Here is an 18161-nt window from a genome sequence, read left to right on the forward strand (position 1 = left end):
GTTCTCTAATTAAATATCTCTTCCAGCGCAAGCTTCGATTTCTCAACCAACGAGATGAGTTCTGCCCTTTGCTGAACAAATACTTCCAGTGGCTGGAGCGCTTTTTCTATATCTAAACACAAGTCAAATAAAGCATGTAAGCCTAAGCTACCCGCCGAACCTTTTAACTTATGCGCAAGTTGTTTGATTTCGTGTTGATCATTGTCTTGCTTCGCGGTGTCTAGCTGGCTGATGATTTGATCGGCCCCATCGGAAAACAGGCGACAAATCTCGATCATTTTCTCTTTACCAAGCACTTGCATATCGTTCAATACCACTTGGGCATCGATAACCCGGCGATCGTAACTCTCGCTCACTTGCGCTTCCTCTTTATGGCACTCTTTCTGCTCTAGCAACAGAGGCTTACCCTCTAAGCTATTCTGAATCATGTGACAAAGTGCGTCTTTATCGAGCGGTTTAGGCAAATAGCCGTCAAAACCTGCAGCGATATAGCTCTCAACCTCTTCGTTATACACGTGTGCCGACACAGCAATCATAGGTGTTGCGGGTTTGTCGGTCGAACCTTGCTCAAACTGTTTTAGTTCAGCGAGTAGTGTGACACCGTCACAATCAGGGAGGTTAATATCCATTAACACAATATCGAACGCATGCTGAGAAAAGAGTTCTTGCGCGTTCTTACCATCAACTGCGGTCAACGTTTCATGCCCCATACTGGCTAAGAAACCTTCCGCAACCATACAGTTAACGGGATTATCTTCGATCAAAAGCACTCTAGCGGTAACGGTGCAATCAGCGCTGGTTTCATGCTCCTCAACCTCTTGACCCGTTTGTAGAGGCACAGAGAACCAGAACCGACTTCCCTCGCCAATCTCTGACTCAAGATGGATTTCACCACCCATAGCTTCAACCAGACGCTTACTGATCGCGAGACCAAGTCCAGTACCGCCCTTACTACTTAAGCCGCCTGACGCTTGCGTGAAGGCGTCAAATAGGGTCTGCTGCTCTTGTTCACTGATGCCCACACCTGTATCAGACACTTCGAAAAGGACATGACCCTGTTGGTCCGGGTCATGAGCAACATAAATATCGACATTCCCTTTGTCAGTGAACTTGATAGCATTTCCAACAAGATTATTAAGTACCTGACCGATTCGCGTCATATCGCCGAACCAGAATTTATCCACATCACTTTCAATAAAGTACTCTAATTGCAGTGATTTCTCCTGCGCGCGACCATTGAGCAACTGTTTGGTGTCATCGACCATAGCATACAGATTAAAATCAACTGGGCGGATTTCTAAGTGACCCGCTTCAATTTTTGAATAATCGAGGACATCATTCAGGATAGCCAGCAGCCCCGTACCACTTCGGTTAATCACATCAACATAATGGCCTTGTTGGCGGTCTAACCCAGTATCTTTTAGTAGACGTGCGGTACCAAGTACGCCGTTCATTGGCGTGCGAATTTCGTGGCTCATCGTCGCGAGGAAGGCAGATTTCGCTCGGCTCGCCTGCTCTGCCTCTTGTCGTGCTCTGGCGTGGTTCTCTACTTCTTGGTTAAGTCTTGAGTTCGCATCCTGTAATTGGTGCGTGCGCTCGGTGACAAGCTCTTCGAGATGACCTTTATGCTCTTCCAGTTCTCGCTTCGCCTTTGCTTCACTCTCAGCGACGACCTTAAGTGCTTTCGCTGTGTTCCGGGCAGTGATTATCGCCTGCCCCATATGCGCTAGCTCGTCATTACCCTTAACAGTAACATCCACCTGTAGTTGGCCTTTAGCGATCGACAAGAGTGCAGATGAGTACTCGGCTAAGCGTTTAACTACTGATATATAAACGACTTTCCACACGATCAATACCACGATCACCATGCCGAGTACGGTAATAATGGTGAGGGTTAACTGGGCGTAATCAAGCGTGGTTTTAAGTTCATCTACTGCACGAGTTGTCGAAGAATTAGATTCGTCCACCAACTTGTTTACTGTAGTGTTCAGGGTTGTAAACTGATTAAGAGTATCTTGCATCAATTGTTGGGCAGAACGCTCGTTGTCGTATCGCTGAGCCAACACATCGAATACGACCTGACGTAATTCGAGCTTCTTAAGCAAATCTTCCATTTGCAATGATCGAGTTGGATCTTCCACCGCCTGCACGCGGCGCTTCATAATATTGAGGTTATTGATAAACTCTTGTCTTATGGTTTGAATACGGCTGATGTCAGATACCGTGCGCGCCTCCTCGATGTGGTTAAGAAGCTTAAAAGCCAGCAGATGCAATTCATGCAATCGCTCAGAGAGGTCGAGATCCACTTCGACCAAAGCATCAAGGGCATTATATGCCTGATCTATTTTCTGCTTCTCTAGCAGCGCGTAGATATGAGTGACGTTGGCGACGGCGATGGTCGACGTGTTGGCAACCTGGGTACGGGTTAGTTGTTCTAGCTCTAGTGCCAATTCACGTAGCTCGCTGGTTCTGACCGCTATGTCTTCACTGAGGAACAGTCGTCTCTCAACCACGATGCCAAACTTTGCCAAGGTATCGATAACTACCTGCACGTCTGACTCGAGTCGCGTTAGTAACGCTGAATCGAAAGAGTCCGAGCCCAGCTGCTTAATATGAGTCAGTAACGACTCAAGCTGTGAAAACAACTCTTTACCTGAGCTTTGACGCTGAGCTTCAGTTTTCGCGTTTGATAATGTCTGAACAGAAGAGATGATCCGCGAGCTCAGTTCTGATACCTGTCTCGCCTCGATCATCGAAGGAATTGCCGAGTTAACGACATTTCGCTCTGTTTTGGCCACGGAAGTGAAGCCAAATACCCCGATTAGTGCGGAAATCAAAACCAATAACGCCATTGCGAGGAACGCAAGCAGCAGTTTGCGTCCAATACTGGCTTTAGCTAATAACATCGAGAATCTTCGCTTCTTAAGTCTTGTATAATGCGCTATATTTTGCAGTGTTTAATCCGCCTTTACCAACGAAATACTGCATGTCTTTGATCTCAGCTATTCAAAAGCGAGCCACATTATTAAGCACAGTGCTACTCATTGCATGGAGCTCTCAGGCTCATGCACAAGAACCGTTACGAGTTTGTGCTATTTACCCACACTTAAAAGACTCTTACTGGTTGTCGGTTAACTATGGAATGGTTGATGAAGCGAAGAAGCAAGGGATTGATTTAAGAGTTCTCGAAGCCGGAGGCTACCTCAATCTGGACAAACAGCGCGAACACATGTCTCTTTGTACTCGATGGAATGCAGATGCGATAATTCTCGGTACTGTTGCGCCCGATCTATTTTATAGCTCATTACGTCAGAGTGTTGGTTCTATCCCTGTCTTTGCTACCGTTAACAAACTCATTCTCGATAAAGAGAACAGCACTTCATTAAAAGGTGAAGTAGGCGTTGATTGGTATTGGATGGGCTACTACACCGGAGAGTACCTCAAATCTAAACACCCTAAAGGGTCCGGCATCACGAACATCGCTCTGTTACCCGGACCGAAATCTAGTGGTGGAACCAAACCGGTAATCAAAGGCCTGTATTCTGCTCTAAAGGATTCCGATATCCACATCGTAGAGACACTTTGGGCGGACAATGACAAGGAGTTACAGCGTAACCTTGTTCAGCATGCGATTGATAATACTGAACTCGATTATATCGTTGGTAGCGCTGTCGCTATAGAAGCAGCAATTAGTGAGCTTCGCAGTGCCGATAAATCAGATCAAATCGGCTTGGTTTCAACCTACCTTAGTCACGGTGTCTACCGTGGCCTGTTAAGAAAACGCGTTCAATTCGCACCAACTGATAAAATGGTCGAACAGGGTCGCCTGTCAGTGCTTCAAGCAGTGCACTATTTACGTGACGAACCTTACGAGAAGATTCAGGCGCCGATCATTGAGCCGTTAACACCAAATAAACTCAACCCGAAGGTGATTGCACAATCACTCTCTCCTTCGGAGTATCGACCAACATTTTACGTCTATAACGAAAACAATTAGGAAGTCTAAATGGAAAAAACGACTCGTACCTTGCCTGCACACAAACACGTTGCCCTGGTTGCCCACGACAACTGCAAACCAGAGCTGCTTCGTTGGGTTACTGAAAACAAAGAGAAGCTTCAACGTCATTTTCTCTACGCGACGGGTACGACTGGTACCATGCTGAGTAAAGAAACCGGCTTGGCAATCAAAAGTATGATTAGCGGCCCTATGGGTGGTGACCAACAGCTTGGTGCACTGATTTCTGAAGGCAAGATTGATGTATTAATCTTCTTCTGGGATCCACTAAACGCCGTGCCTCACGATCCAGATGTGAAAGCACTACTGCGTATTGCCAGTGTTTGGAACATACCTGTTGCGACTAATCGCGCCACTGCAAAATTCATCATCGAATCGCAGTTGATTGAACAAGAAGTCGATATCGAGATCCCAGACTACGAAGCCTATCTGGCTAATCGTACATAAATAAGCGTAATAGCCCGTGATTTTCACGGGTTTTTTATTTATTGCCGCTTCCCCACGTATCGATCATATCCGTTGCTGTGAATTGTTTGCGAATTCTCGACAAACTGCATGTTTTTGACGCTTGATTAGACCAAAATCCAATTGTAAGCCGAATGCTATGCCGCTAACCTGTCAATGAATAACAAATAAATCAATAAAACATCTAGTCTGTTTGTCGCTGCCGAGAGATACCGCTATGGATAATAATGATAAGCTCAATGAAGTTCTGTGCTGCCCCCTATGTGGCAGTGAAGAGTACTTACTGTCTGAGAGTGACAGTATGCTTTGCGCCGAGTGCGGCTCCTTTTTCGAACACGTGACCGAGCTGACATCAAATCCTCCGATGCCAGCGTTTAAGTTGCAATGTCTTTCAATTCCGTCAGTGAGTCATTGACTATAACTCTTGCTCTAATTCGCTGAGGTGGTTGATCTTCTTTAGATCAAAGAGATGTTCTCGGTCGTTAAGACCTGTCAGGTGAACCGAACGCACCCCCGCACGAACACCCGCTTCAAGCCCTTTGGGTGTGTCATCAACATACAGGCACTGCTCACGGGTAAAGCCCATATTCATGACGCAGTATTGGATAAGGTCAGGCTCTGGCTTCCAGCTATTCGTATCAAACGCTGAGAAGATTTTACCTTTAAAGAAGGGCAACAATCCGGTTAAATCAAGGCATCGCTCAATTTTGTCTTTTGGCCCGTTAGAAGCAACGCAATACTCAATGCCTCGCTTATCGAGCAACTCAAGTATATCAAACACCCCTTCCATTGGTTTTAATTGCTGCTCAAACAGCTGGTCCAGAATGTCGCGGTAGACAGGCTCAAGCTGATCGATAGAAACTGTGACATCTAATCGCTGCTTGGTAGCGGAGAGAATATCGGCTAGCTTGCCTCCTTCAAAGTGGCTTACCGCCTCATCAAAACTCAGGGTTGCTCCAAAACGAGCAAAGGTGTCGCACAGTGCCTGGCAGCAAAGTCTCTCACTATCGACGAGCGTACCGTCACAATCAAAGATTACACACAGAACTTGGGACTCTGACATACGGGATACCTTGTTAATTCGTTATGAGAAATAATAAGGTAGTTCAGAGTAAATGAAATGATGTGCTTAACACTTCCCTATTTAATCGAAACTTTATGTCAGATTTTTCGACGATGTCACCATTTGCCAACGCGTAAATGACCAGGCCATCACTGCTCGATAACTAATGCGTGACTCTCATCAACCTTAAGATCCAATTTATCGCACAGACCTGCTACAAAGTCCTGTTTAGTAACTGAATCAAAATCACTTTTTATTGCAATATCTGAAATAAGAACGGTCTGTTCTTCGCGAGTGACTATGGCTGCTGAGACCGCCTCACCCTGTTTAAAACCGAGGTACAACGAGCAAGGAGATGAATAGATGATTTGAGTTAAGAACTCGACGATCATCTGCTGATCAGACTCACTCTGCCACATACTCGACTGAAGCAAAGCAAACATTACCGTCAAGCGATGGAAATCAACCAAGTAGATCTCATCACTAGTAAATCTACCATCTTGTTGAGGTGCTTCTGTTAGTGTTTGATATTGGCGTGTCGCCACTGCCTTTTTATATACCTCTAAACCAGCAATACTTTCTTTGGTCGGAAATTCGACATCCACCTGCTGATAGAGCCATTGGTTTTTCGTTTCAGCAATCTTTGGCAATGTCATAGTTTAGAGTTAACCTGTACAGATAGTGAGAAATTAGCCAGAAGCTTACTCGATAACGCATTGAGGTCACAAGTCTTTTAGCCAGTTATTCGCAAACCATTCTAAAAAGCTGATATGCTAACTAGATTAAAGCTCAGGCTAGTCAAATTTGCTTAGGATACTTATCTATGATGAAAAAAATAATTGCTGTCAGTCTTCTATCACTTGGTCTTACCGCTTGTGACAGTGGCGAGGTGGGTGATGTAAGCCTCGGTTTATTCACTATGAAAGACATCAAGCTTAACCATATGCAAGATCCTGTCGTAACAGGCGTAACCTGTCATGTTGCCTCCATCGAAGCCGACTTTAGCCTTGCAGATCCAAGTGACAGTTCTATCTCATGTCGTCAGACTGGCGAAATCACCCCAGAGATGATCGCTAATATTGATAAGTCGAAAGATGGCGAAGTGGTGTTTAAGAAGTCTAAGAGTATCTTTTTTAAGAGCATGAAGATTCGCCGAATTCTTGATGTTGAAAACCAGACGCTCATGTACCTCTCTTATTCAACTAAAGAGACATCAGGCAGCTTCAAGCATAGCTTGTCTACCGTTCCTCTATGGGGAACCAAAGCCTATGGTGCTTACAAGCAAGCCGAATAGGTTAATTAAGTGCCAAACAGCAATGTTTGGCACTTTTTTATGTAATAAATATGAAAGCAATCTTTCATATATGTGATATTATGCGGGAAAATTTCCAACTCCACTTTTAACATGAAGTTTCCCGGACAGCGCAAATCTAAGCACTACTTTCCAACCCACGCTCGTGATCCACTCGTCAATCAGATGAAGCAGACTCCTAAGCTTTATCGCCCGATTGTGGTCGGTGTTGGTCAAACGATTGTTGACATCGAAGCTCGTGTCGATGACGAATTCCTCGCAAAATACAATTTGAGTAAAGGACACTCGCTCGTTTTAGAAGAGAGTCAGGCAGACGCACTGTATGATGAACTGGTAGAGCGTGAGTTGATTACTCACCAGTATCCGGGCGACACCATTGGCAATACACTGCACAACTACTCCGTCTTAGCTGATAGCAAGTCAGTCCTGCTAGGCGTTATGTCTCGTAATATCGAAGTAGGCTCATTTGCGTACCGTTACCTTTGCCGTACTTCTTCGCGCATGAACCTCAATCATCTACAAATGGTTGAAGGCTCTATTGGTCGTTGTTACACCCTGATCTCTGAAAATGGCGAACGTACTTTTGCCATCAACGAAGGTCATATGAATAAACTTCGTCCAGATAGCATTCCTGAAGATGTCTTCGACAAAGCGGCAGCCTTGGTCGTTTCTTCGTACCTAATGCGTGGCAAACCTGAAGATCCAATGCCACAGGCCGTTGCTCGTGCGATCGAGATTGCTAAGTCTAAAAATGTCCCTGTTGTCCTGACACTCGGTACTAAATGGGTTATCGAAGGCAACGCTAAGTGGTGGCAAGATTACATCAAAGAGAACATCTCAATCGTGGCAATGAATGAAGAAGAAGGTGAAGCCCTGACAGGTGAAAAAGATCCTCTTCTTGCTGCGGATAAAGCCCTTGAATGGGTGGACGTTGTTCTATGTACAGCCGGTCCTGTGGGCTTGTATATGGCTGGTTACACAGAAGATACGGTAAAGCGTGAAACTGAGCTTCCGCTGCTGCCAGGTAACATTGCTGAGTTCAACAAGTATGAATTTAGCCGCGCAATGCGTAAGGCAGACTGTGCAAATCCAGTAAAAGTGTACTCGCACATTGGCCCATACCTGGGTGGTCCACTTGAGATCAAGAACACCAATGGTGCTGGTGATGCTGCGCTATCAGCGTTGCTTCACGATATGGCAGCGAACAGCCATCATCAGGTGAATGTGCCAAACTCTTCAAAGCACGATCAGCCTTACTTGACTTACTCATCGCTATCTCAGATCTGTAAGTACGCTAACCGTGTCAGCTACGAGGTTCTGACCCAGCACTCTCCTCGCCTTGCTCGTGCTCTTCCAGAGCGTGAAGATAGCTTGGAAGAAGCGTACTGGGATAGATAATTCCTTACCGATTAAAAAAGAGCCGCTAAGTTAGCGGCTCTTTTTATTTCTCCAGTGGGTAAAAGATCAATCTTCCCTCTTCGACCATCATACAATCCATATTAGCTGCATGTGCGGCTTGCAAGCCAAGCTTGGTATCTTCAAAGACGATGCATTGTTTTGGCTCAACCTGCATATCCTGAGCCGCTTTGAGAAAAGTATCTGGGTTGGGTTTGTGATTATCGACATCGCTGGCAGTGACTACGACATCAAGCATGTCAATTAATCGCGCTTTAGTCAGCAGTCTTTCGGCACTATTACGTTGACTACCGGTACCCACTGCTAGCTTTTTTACCCCGTAAAAGTGGTTCAAGACATCAAAAGTACAAGGTATAGGTTCGCCAATGTCATCCAGTTCAGCAAAAGACGCCATTTTATACTTTGATACTTCGATAGGATCGAGTGACATTGTGTACTTACTGTTCACTTCCGCTGCTATTTTGTAGCTAGGCATACCACCTAAACTATGTAACCACTCTTGGCTAAATGGGAAACCAAAATGAGATGCCGTTTGCTGCCAGGCTTTCAAATGCCCTGGCATGGTATCCAATAAGGTACCATCCATGTCAAAGATAAAAGCCTGATATTGCTTCAAAATTTCTAACATATTCGCATACAACCTATTTACTAATTGTTAATGGACCGTTCAAATAACTGTACTGTATAAAAAACGCGCAACTCGATGACTTCGTTGATATAATTATTACTAGCAACTAACCTCAGGTTAGCTACCTATAAATAAATACTTAACAAACTAGGGTAATTGCATGAATATCAGAAATAAACTGTACTCGTTAGGTGCAGTAGCCATACTTGGTGTTGTATTGGTTCTGTTCACTACAACCCATTTTGCCCAAACTACTGCGCAATTAAACCAAGCAAGCTTGCTTGTCGCGAAACTGGAAATACGCCTGCTCAACCTTCGACGCAATGAAAAAGACTTTTTACTACGTAAGGACGATAAGTATCTTACTAAATTTAATGACAACTTATCACTGTTCCTTGAGTTAGAGTCCGAATTAGCAAAGATACTCGCAGATAGAGATCTGCCCGCGAGCAACCAGCTTAAACAGGATATCCTTAGCTATCAAACGGGTTTCAATAATTTGGTTGGCGGTTATCAGAAGCTAGGATTAAAAGCCGAAGATAATCTCCAGGGACGTTATAACGATGAATTAGCGGCGATCAAATCGTCTCTATCAAGTGAGCAGCTAGTCGACCTGTTTGAGTTCAACAACCAAGTACAGTCTGGTGTTCTCGCGGAGCAGCTATTACCCGGCAATGCGAGTGCTTTAACATCTGCCGCACGCGCTTATATAGACCAAAATAAAATTATCGGCCTCAAATACAACGAAGGTCTTCTCGGTGATACCCGTAACCTTTCTCACACTGTAGAAAAACAATTTAAGTCTTTTTCTACCGCGCTAGCTGAAGAGTCGCAAGCAACCAGAGAGCAGCTCGCCTTCATCAAACAATTGGTTACCGCGCTGGTGATTCTGGTTATCTTTGGTTTTATTTTCCAGATTTCCCGCTCAATCAACCAACAGGTTGCTACGTTACTGAGTGCGATTCAGGAAATAGCTCGCACCAACAATGTTTCTTTACGTGCCAACCTGGTCAGAAAGGATGAACTTTCAGAAATAGGACGTTACTTCAATCAATTATTAGACAAGTTCGAACACCTCATTTCCGGAACTCAGTCTAAGTCATCAGAGCTATCACACAGTACTTCGAACATGCACAACGAACTGCAGAACGTTATGGAGCAGTTCCATGTTCAGGCAGACCATACCTCAACCATGGCTACGTCCGTACAGGAGATGGTTTCAACCATTAACGAGATCTCAGAAAGTACAGCGGTCGCGGTTGAAGGTGTACAACAAGCTTCGGTTAATGCCCAGACAGGACGTAAAGTGGTCGAGACAACCGTTGAGAACATTGACCAGCTAACGACCATTCTTGGCAGCAGTCAGGAGTCAATTGGTTCACTCAATAATCACGTCGATAAGATTGGCGATGCGGTCAACATCATTCAGGAAATTGCCGAGCAGACTAACCTACTGGCGTTGAATGCAGCAATTGAGGCAGCGCGCGCCGGTGAACAGGGTCGCGGATTCGCAGTTGTAGCAGATGAAGTGCGTGCCCTGGCGAGCCGTACACATCAATCGACTGAGGAGATCACCAAGGTTGTTACTGCCATTCAGTCACAAATGTCTGAGGTTGTCACGAACATCGATCAATGTAACGACCAGGGTACTCAAACCCTCGAAGCTTCGCAGACACTAGACAGTAGCCTGACCCAAATCCTTGATGATATGACCAACATTCAGGCTAACTCTGAACGTATTGCTTCAGCAATCGAAGAGCAAGGTATTGTAATGAACCAGGTCAGTGAGTCCATTACTGAGCTTAACTCGATCTCTGAGGGCAATATGCAGTCGGCGCAACAATGTCTCAATGAAGTGGATCGAGTCTCTGCACAGGCCACGGACATGGACAGTGCAGTTGCTGAGTTTAAAACTTCTTAATCGATAAACTTAACGCTAAAAAAATCCCCTCATGTGAGGGGATTTTTTGTTTTAAGGCTTATTCATCATCAAGTGGTATCAGCTTGGTGTTGCCTCCATGGATTTTCTCGCGCCTGCGTTGCACTAACGCGTAGAAGCCAGGGATGAGGAACGTACCTGCCAATAGTACACACAATAGACCGCCTATCAGCGAAATACCCAATGAGTTCTGACTGATGTGGCCTGCTCCCGAAGCGAAGATGAGCGGGAATATACCCAGAATAAATGACCAGGAAGTCATGTTAACCGCACGAAAACGTAGCTTACCACCCTTCACTGCTGCTTCATCAATTGGCCTATCTTTTTCTTCACGCTCTACCTTAGCAAACTCGACGATAAGGATCGCATTCTTCGCTGCCAGCGCTATCAGCAATACTAAGCCTATCTGGGCGTACAAGTTTAATGGTGTGCCCGTCAAATTAAGCGCCAGAAATGACCCTAATGTCGCTATTGGTACCACTAAAATGATTGCCAATGGAATACTCCAACTTTCATATTGAGCAACCATAAACAGATAGATAAAGATGAGCGCCAGTGCAAAAGCAAAGATAGCCTGATTGCCCGCCAACACTTCCTGATACGCCATCCCGGTCCACTCGTACTGATAGCCTTGCGGAAGTACGTCAGCCGCAACACGCTCCATTGCCGCGATTGCATCACCACTTGAGTAACCAGGCGCTGGCTGGCCTTGTATGATCGCACTTCGGTACATGTTGTAACGCCATGCAACATCAGGCTCAAAGATTTGTTCATAGCTGACTAAGGTACTGAGTGGAATCATTTCTCCACTCGCCGAACGCACATGGAATCGCTCTAAATCTTCCATTCCACTACGGTGTTGGCCATCCGCCTGAATTGTGACACGGAAGTTCTTACCAAACATGGTGAAGTCGTTAACGTAGAGCGAACCTAAGTTACCCTGTAGCGTTTGAAAGACACTCGATAGCGGTATTCCCAGCTGTTGTACTTTCTCACGATCAATATCGACATAGTAGTGTGGTACGTTGGCACGGAATGTACTGAAGGTGAAGCCGATCTCAGGCTGCTTGTTTGCCTCTTCGATCATCTGCCCCATGACCATCGCCAGATCAGTGCGGCTACGTCCAAGGGTGTCCTCCAGAACAAACTCAAAACCTGAAGCAGCTCCCATTCCCGGAACCGCCGGAGGTCCCATCGCAAACACGATTGCCTGAGGAAGCTCCATTGCAGCGCGACCATTGATTCGCTGCGCAATCGCATTGGCAGAGTGATCACCATCAAAACCGTTCCGTGTTTCCCAATCATGAAGCTTGATAAACAGTGACGCACCGTTGGACGCGGCAGCCCCCGTCATAAATGCATAACCGTTCGCTACGGTAATACCATCCACACCTGGTTCTTGCTCAACGATATCAATCAGCTGCTCGGTCACCTCTTCGGTACGAGACAGAGAAGCCGCATCCGGTAGCTGGACGTTAACCAGCAAGATACCTTTATCTTCCTGAGGTACAAACGCGGTTGAAGTGGTCTTAGCAAAGAAGCTCACTGCTGCAACAGCCACGATGAAGAAGGTGACCAGCAACAGCGCTTTCTTAACCAGGAAGCCTGCGATTTGACCGTAGCGCGCCGTTACGCGCTCTAAACCTGCGTTGAAGGCAGTGAACCAACGAGAGGTATTACCGCCGCCCTGTTTAAGCACCAGAGAACAGAGTGCTGGTGATAAGGTCAATGCGTTGATCGATGAGATGACCACTGAGATACAGATTGTCAGGGCGAACTGACGATACATAATCCCGGTAATACCCGGCAACATAGCGACCGGAATAAACACAGCCAATAGCACTAAGGTAGATGTGATGATTGGACCGGTTACTTCCCTCATCGCAATCAATGTCGCCTTACGTGGACTCATGGACGGATCTTTAGCCATCGTGGTATCGACGTTTTCGATAACAAGGATTGCGTCGTCAACCACGATACCGATAGCAAGGATCAAACCGAACAGGGTTACGGTGTTAATGGTGAAGCCAGTCATTTGCATAATGGCAAAGGTACCAATCAGAGACACTGGTATCGCAACCACAGGAATTAGCGTGGCACGCGCACTGCCAAGGAACAGGTAAGTGACCGCAATTACCAGCAAGATCGCCTCTATTAGCGTCTTCACTACCCCTTTAATTGACTCGGCAACGAAGACCGTCGTGTCGTAACTGGTTTCGTACGCAACACCTTCAGGGAAGTTAACACTTAACTGTTCAAGCAGGTCCATCACCGCCTGACCACTTTCTAACGCGTTGGCGTCTGACTGAAGGGATAGCGCTACAATTGATGCATCCTGACCACGGAACTTACCACTACCATCGTAAAACTTCTTACCTAACTCAACGCGAGCCACATCTTTTAGATAGATGCTTGAGCCATCATTCTGAGCACGCAGTACAACATTTTCAAACTCATCAACACTTTCCAGACGGCCTTTGGTCACCAGATTGAACTGAACTTCCTGAGCGTTACTATAAGGAGCTGCACCTACCCGACCAGCAGCAACCTGAACGTTTTGTTCAGCGAGTGCTGAGTAGACATCACTAGTGGTTAAGTTGAGGTTGGCCATTTTCTCTGGATCTAACCAGACACGCATCGCGTATTCACCACCACCAATCACGTTAACTTCACTGATGCCTTTGACCCTTGCCAACTGGTCTTTGACGTTGAGGTTAATGTAGTTGATCAAAAACTGATCGTCGTATTTGCCGTCTGGTGAATAGAAGTTCAACACCATTAGCAGGTCCGGAGAACGCTTTTTAACCGTCACACCAACCATACGTACTTCTTGAGGTAGCTTTGACTCGATTTGCGACACACGGTTTTGCACGTTGACCTGCGCCATATCAGGGTCGGTACCGACATCAAATGTAACGTTGAGGCTGTAGGAACCATCATTCGCACTCTTCGAAGACATATAGATCATGTTTTCGACACCGTTGACCGATGTTTCTATCGGGTCGGCAATTGCCTGCTCAACAACCTCAGCACTTGCACCAGTATAGAATGCCGTGACACTTACCGAAGGTGGACTGATTTTTGGATACTCTGCAACTGGCAGAATCGCGAGTGAGATCGCCCCCGCCAGAGTCAGAATGATTGAAATAACCAGCGCAAACTTAGGGCGCTGGATAAAGAAACGACTTAACATTTAGCCCCCTTTATTCAGCGGAATCAGCTTGCGCAAAACGCACTGGTACACCATTGCGAATACGCTGCAAGCCTTGGGTAATTACCTGTTCGTCCGCTGACAGGCCCTTGGTTACTATAATGCCGTGTTCTAACTGACGTCCCAGCTCGACGTTTCGTCGTTCTGCGACATTACCTTCAGCCACCAGCATAACAAAGTTGCCTTCTAAGTCGGTTTGTACCGCTCGACGAGGAATAACCACCACTTGCTTGGCTTGTTTCTCTCTCAGCTCAACTCGAATATGCTGTCCGGGAAGAAGTTGATAGTCAGGGTTATCTACCACGGCGCGCATCGCAATGGTACCCGTATTGAGGTCAATACGATTTCCTAAGAAGTCCAGCTTACCTAAGTGTTCAAAACTATCGCCATTTTCTAGTATCACACCCACTTCAACTGCCTGAGCATCGCCATCACCTTTGACTTTGTCCATGCCAAGTTCGAGGCGTTCGCGTTCACTGATGCTAAAACTGGTGTGGACGGGATCCAGGCTAACTAAGGTAGTCAGAATGCCAGATTGTGGTGAAACTAAGTCACCAGTGCTGACGTTACTTTGTGCGGTACGCCCCGCAAATGGAGCACGGATTTCCGTGTAAGAGAGGTTAACTTCGGCTAAATGAAGTTGCGCTTTGCCCGCTTCTACCTGCGCCTGCGCGCCAAGTAATGCAGCGTTGAGATTATCGAACTCAGATTGAGAAATACTGCCTTTAGGCAATAGGTTTTTGGCGCGTTCGAAATCAAGTTCTGCTTTCTTCAAAGTTGCGTTAGCTTGCGCTAATGTCGCTTTGGCACTGGCAAGTTGTGCTTCGAAGGACGATGGCTCGATGGTATAGAGCAGTTGCCCTTTCTCGACCATTTGACCTTCTTGAAAGTGGCGTGCTTTAAGATAGCCAGTTACCTGGGCGGTAATATTGGTATCCTCAATCGCTTCTATGCGACCGATGTAAGATTTACTTTGCTGGTGACTGCTGTATTCGACTGGCTCAGCAACCACAAGTTGTGGTGGTGGTTGAATCTGTCCTTGAGAAGTTTCGCCGCATCCTACGAGAAAAAGCGCGCTGGTCAGCGCGGTACAGATTAACGTTTTTTTCATGAATAGACCGTTAGATAAAGATAAATGGGCTTACCTAAAGTTACCTAACGGCGTATTGCGCTTTGTCCGAACAATATCAGGACAAGAAGCTTAAGTGTTTCAACCTGTTACAAGTTCTAACTTTGTGTGAATATCAGCGATTCGCTGCAGATCTGCGGGAGTTTTCCAACTATAAACAAGCTCAGGTACTGAATTGCCACAAGGAGCATTCCACAGTCTTTCAAGAGTCTGAGTTCCGCCGATATGCTGATAAAACTCGACTGCCTGCGTGTTCTCTTTCATCACTTCCAGATAGACGCCATTGTCTGGGAAGTATTGAGTTATCCATTTGGCAATTTCTGCCAAAAGCTTCACACCCAGTCCTCGGCCTCGATAGTTCGGGTCGATGTGCAGTGAGTCGATAATGGTGCCTTTTTCGAAGTCGTGATTACCAAATGCACAGACAAAACCACACAGCAGTCCCCCCTCTTCAATGAGGAGAACGCGTTGGTTGAAAGGAGGATTGATTAGGCGCGTTTGCCAGATTGCGAGTCGTTCATCGAGGACTTCTTTATCAAGAAAGTCTTGCCCAAGAATACCTTGATAATACTGCTTCCAGCTCTGCGCGTGCAGCGTAGCAATGCGCTCATAGTCGCTATATTCAGCTACTTTTAATTCCATTTATAGTTCCTTATTACTTCCTGTAAGGATTGATTGCCCCTTCATACTATAAAACATTTAACAAAAAGCCAAACATTCTGGCTTTTGCTCTCAAATCTAGATGTTGTTCTGCAGCCCAGTTCAAAACACCGATGAAAAGTTTGGTTACTAATTAATTACACAAAATGGCGTGCGCTAGCCTACATAGTCAGCCATCAAGTTTGACTTACACGTGTTCGCTGATATTCTAGCGAACAACTGTTAGCTCAAAGGAAAAGCTCAATGTCTGGTTCTAACAAACCACCACTGATTTGGTTAAACATCTTTATCTTTTTGTCATCTTTCATCGTTGCTTTGGTTCTGGTCCCTTGGTATGGCCTGTCTAGCGGCTATGGCGTAGAGCACCTGGTTTGGTTCCTTATCGCCTTCTCTTTCTGTAACCTTTCTATTACCGCTGGTTACCATAGATTGTGGTCTCACAAGACTTATGAAGCACACTGGTCACTACGCATTCTTTTTGCGCTAGGTGGCGCGTTCGCACTACAGAACAGTGCGCTTCACTGGAGTTCAGATCACCGAATTCACCATAAGCACGTCGATAATAATGATAAGGATCCTTACTCAGCCAAACGTGGCTTCTGGTTTTCTCATATCGGCTGGATGCTGCGCGAATATAACGCCAATACTTACTCTGATTACGCCAATTGTCGTGACTTACAAAAAGATAAAATCGTCATGTGGCAACATAAGTACTACGTGCCGCTGGCAATCGTGACTAACTTTGGTATTCCGTTACTTCTCGGTGTTATCTATGGTGACATCATAGGTATGTTGCTTGTGGTCGGTGTACTTCGTCTGGTATTAAGCCATCACTCCACCTTCTTTATTAACTCTCTGGCTCATATCTGGGGTTCACAGCCATACACAGATAAAAACACAGCGCGTGACAATGCAGTGCTGGCGGTATTCACCTTTGGTGAGGGCTACCATAACTACCACCATATTTTTGAGAACGATTACCGTAATGGCATTTACTGGTGGCAGTATGATCCAACGAAATGGTTGATTAAGTCGTGTTCGTGGCTGGGTTTAACCAATAAGCTTCGCGTTACTCCTAAAATTAAAATAGAAAAAGCAAAAGCTAAACAGGCACTCGCAACAGCGTCGAAGAACATTAGTAAGCTTCCTAACGCTTCACTGCTTAATGAGACGTTAAACAAGGAGTTTGAAGCGCTCATGGCGAGAATGGCAGATTACTATGATGTCAAAAAACAAGTGCTTGAAGCGAAGAAAAACGATCTGGCGATCAAGTATGAAAAATCACTGCTTAAGTTACGTTATCAGCAGATGAAGCAAGATCTTGCTGAGCAACGTAAGAGCTGGGAAAGCTTAGTTGCCCAATACGCATAACAAAAAACGGAAGCTCAGGCTTCCGTTTTTATTTACTGCTTAATCTAATTTATGAAGTCGTTGACGATCTTGTCGATCTCCCCACTCTGCTTCATTTGATTAAGAATCTTGTGGTACTCAGCTTTAAAGCCTTCCTTATACGGGAAGTCAGCACCGTTAGTGACAATACCCAAGAAGCCCTGTTCTGAGCTGATGGTTGCACCTTCGACCACACTTTGACCATCATACTTACCTTCATTTTGCAGTTTCTTAAGCTCCCACTGAATCGATAGTGCATCGTTCATGTAGCAGTCAATTCGTCCTGCGATAAGTTTGAGTAGATTTTTCGGTGTTCCTTTCGTCTCTGTGACTTTAATTTTCCCAGATTTCACTGCGCTCCAGAATTCATCACCTCCGGCGGAAAAGCCTGCGTTGTTACCAATAGTCAGCCCCATGTAATCTCCGGGCCAATTTGGTTTTGGACTACTCAATACAGACTTCTGACAAACCACGACAAGCTTTTCATCAAGGATTGGCACGTCATATTCCATATAAGGTCGTTGTTCAGGGCGTTTGTATGGCGGATAGAGGGCAAATATTTTGCTCCCTTCAATTTGTGACAGACCACGTTTCCACGGAGTTCCCTTTAAGGTCACATTATATTCCGGCATTTTGGCAAAAATGTTCTCTAACACCACAGTGTAGATCCCGGTTAATCGCCCGCTTTCAACATAAGAGTATGGTGGATAAGTGTCATCGCCATAGATAGTAATATCTGTTTTAGCGACAGCAGTGTTGGCAAGTGTAATAGCAAATAACAGCGTCAAAAGTAATCTCATCATAGCCCCCAGTGAATCTATGCATAAACTTTTGTGTTACCGCTAAGTAATAGTTCATGCAAAGGTTAAGTCAAGGTAATGAAACGCCGAAGTTTGGGCAATATTGAGCAATATGATAACTAAGGCTATTGATT

15 protein-coding genes are annotated in these 18161 nt (G+C 45.6%); 7 read left to right on the forward strand and 8 right to left on the reverse strand.

The features are described 5' to 3' along the window. Window positions 1-5: 5 nt before the first annotated feature. The gene (gene torS / locus RH46_RS14010) at window positions 6-2906 is read right to left on the reverse strand and encodes a TMAO reductase system sensor histidine kinase/response regulator TorS (protein WP_006880151.1); all 2901 of its coding nucleotides are present in this window, start codon (window positions 2904-2906) and stop codon (window positions 6-8) included. 80 nt (window positions 2907-2986) lie between these two features. Here torS and torT point away from each other — a divergent pair, with 80 nt between their 5' ends. From torT to RH46_RS21845, 3 genes are all read left to right on the forward strand, one after another. Continuing rightward, complete coding sequence (gene torT / locus RH46_RS14015; RefSeq protein WP_006880152.1) at window positions 2987-3997, forward strand: TMAO reductase system periplasmic protein TorT; 1011 nt, start codon at window positions 2987-2989, stop codon at window positions 3995-3997. 9 nt (window positions 3998-4006) lie between these two features. Continuing rightward, a complete protein-coding gene (locus RH46_RS14020; protein WP_006880153.1) occupies window positions 4007-4462 on the forward strand; it encodes a methylglyoxal synthase in 456 nt (151 codons plus the stop codon). 235 nt (window positions 4463-4697) lie between these two features. Further along, window positions 4698-4895, forward strand: a complete 198-nt coding sequence (locus RH46_RS21845) for a hypothetical protein (protein ID WP_071985920.1) — start codon at window positions 4698-4700, stop codon at window positions 4893-4895. Here RH46_RS21845 and RH46_RS14025 read toward each other — a convergent pair whose 3' ends face one another. Further along, complete coding sequence (locus tag RH46_RS14025) at window positions 4896-5543, reverse strand: HAD-IA family hydrolase (RefSeq protein WP_006880154.1); 648 nt, start codon at window positions 5541-5543, stop codon at window positions 4896-4898. Between the two features lie 149 nt (window positions 5544-5692). Continuing rightward, window positions 5693-6199: a hypothetical protein gene (locus RH46_RS14030; RefSeq protein ID WP_006880155.1), complete on the reverse strand. Its 507-nt coding sequence runs from the start codon at window positions 6197-6199 to the stop codon at window positions 5693-5695. A 167-nt stretch (window positions 6200-6366) separates the two neighbouring features. Here RH46_RS14030 and RH46_RS14035 point away from each other — a divergent pair, with 167 nt between their 5' ends. Continuing rightward, window positions 6367-6837, forward strand: a complete 471-nt coding sequence (locus tag RH46_RS14035; protein WP_006880156.1) for a CreA family protein — start codon at window positions 6367-6369, stop codon at window positions 6835-6837. A gap of 111 nt (window positions 6838-6948) precedes the next feature. Then, on the forward strand, window positions 6949-8253 hold the full coding sequence (locus RH46_RS14040) for an inosine/guanosine kinase (RefSeq protein ID WP_006880157.1): 1305 nt from the start codon (window positions 6949-6951) through the stop codon (window positions 8251-8253). Between the two features lie 43 nt (window positions 8254-8296). Here RH46_RS14040 and RH46_RS14045 read toward each other — a convergent pair whose 3' ends face one another. Next, window positions 8297-8899 carry a beta-phosphoglucomutase family hydrolase gene (locus RH46_RS14045; RefSeq protein WP_006880158.1) on the reverse strand — a complete coding sequence of 201 codons (603 nt, stop codon included), beginning with the start codon at window positions 8897-8899 and terminating at the stop codon, window positions 8297-8299. A 160-nt stretch (window positions 8900-9059) separates the two neighbouring features. Between RH46_RS14045 and RH46_RS14050 the strand changes: the two genes are divergently transcribed. Then, the gene (locus RH46_RS14050) at window positions 9060-10820 is read left to right on the forward strand and encodes a methyl-accepting chemotaxis protein (protein WP_006880159.1); all 1761 of its coding nucleotides are present in this window, start codon (window positions 9060-9062) and stop codon (window positions 10818-10820) included. A gap of 58 nt (window positions 10821-10878) precedes the next feature. On the opposite strand, the gene RH46_RS14055 is transcribed toward RH46_RS14050, so the two are convergent. From RH46_RS14055 to RH46_RS14065, 3 genes are all read right to left on the reverse strand, one after another. Continuing rightward, window positions 10879-14031 (reverse strand): efflux RND transporter permease subunit, encoded by a 3153-nt coding sequence (locus RH46_RS14055; protein ID WP_006880160.1) that lies wholly within the window; start codon window positions 14029-14031, stop codon window positions 10879-10881. Window positions 14032-14041: 10 nt separating this feature from the next. Further along, the gene (locus RH46_RS14060; protein WP_006880161.1) at window positions 14042-15160 is read right to left on the reverse strand and encodes an efflux RND transporter periplasmic adaptor subunit; all 1119 of its coding nucleotides are present in this window, start codon (window positions 15158-15160) and stop codon (window positions 14042-14044) included. A gap of 99 nt (window positions 15161-15259) precedes the next feature. Continuing rightward, the gene (locus RH46_RS14065; protein WP_006880162.1) at window positions 15260-15820 is read right to left on the reverse strand and encodes a GNAT family N-acetyltransferase; all 561 of its coding nucleotides are present in this window, start codon (window positions 15818-15820) and stop codon (window positions 15260-15262) included. 261 nt (window positions 15821-16081) lie between these two features. On the opposite strand from RH46_RS14065, the gene RH46_RS14070 reads away from it, so the two are divergent. Further along, the gene (locus tag RH46_RS14070; protein WP_006880163.1) at window positions 16082-17209 is read left to right on the forward strand and encodes an acyl-CoA desaturase; all 1128 of its coding nucleotides are present in this window, start codon (window positions 16082-16084) and stop codon (window positions 17207-17209) included. 44 nt (window positions 17210-17253) lie between these two features. Here RH46_RS14070 and RH46_RS14075 read toward each other — a convergent pair whose 3' ends face one another. Then, complete coding sequence (locus RH46_RS14075; RefSeq protein WP_006880164.1) at window positions 17254-18027, reverse strand: substrate-binding periplasmic protein; 774 nt, start codon at window positions 18025-18027, stop codon at window positions 17254-17256. Between the last annotated feature and the right edge of the window lie 134 nt (window positions 18028-18161).

The sequence above is a fragment of the Vibrio brasiliensis LMG 20546 genome, assembly GCF_000189255.1.
Lineage (GTDB): Bacteria > Pseudomonadota > Gammaproteobacteria > Enterobacterales > Vibrionaceae > Vibrio > Vibrio brasiliensis.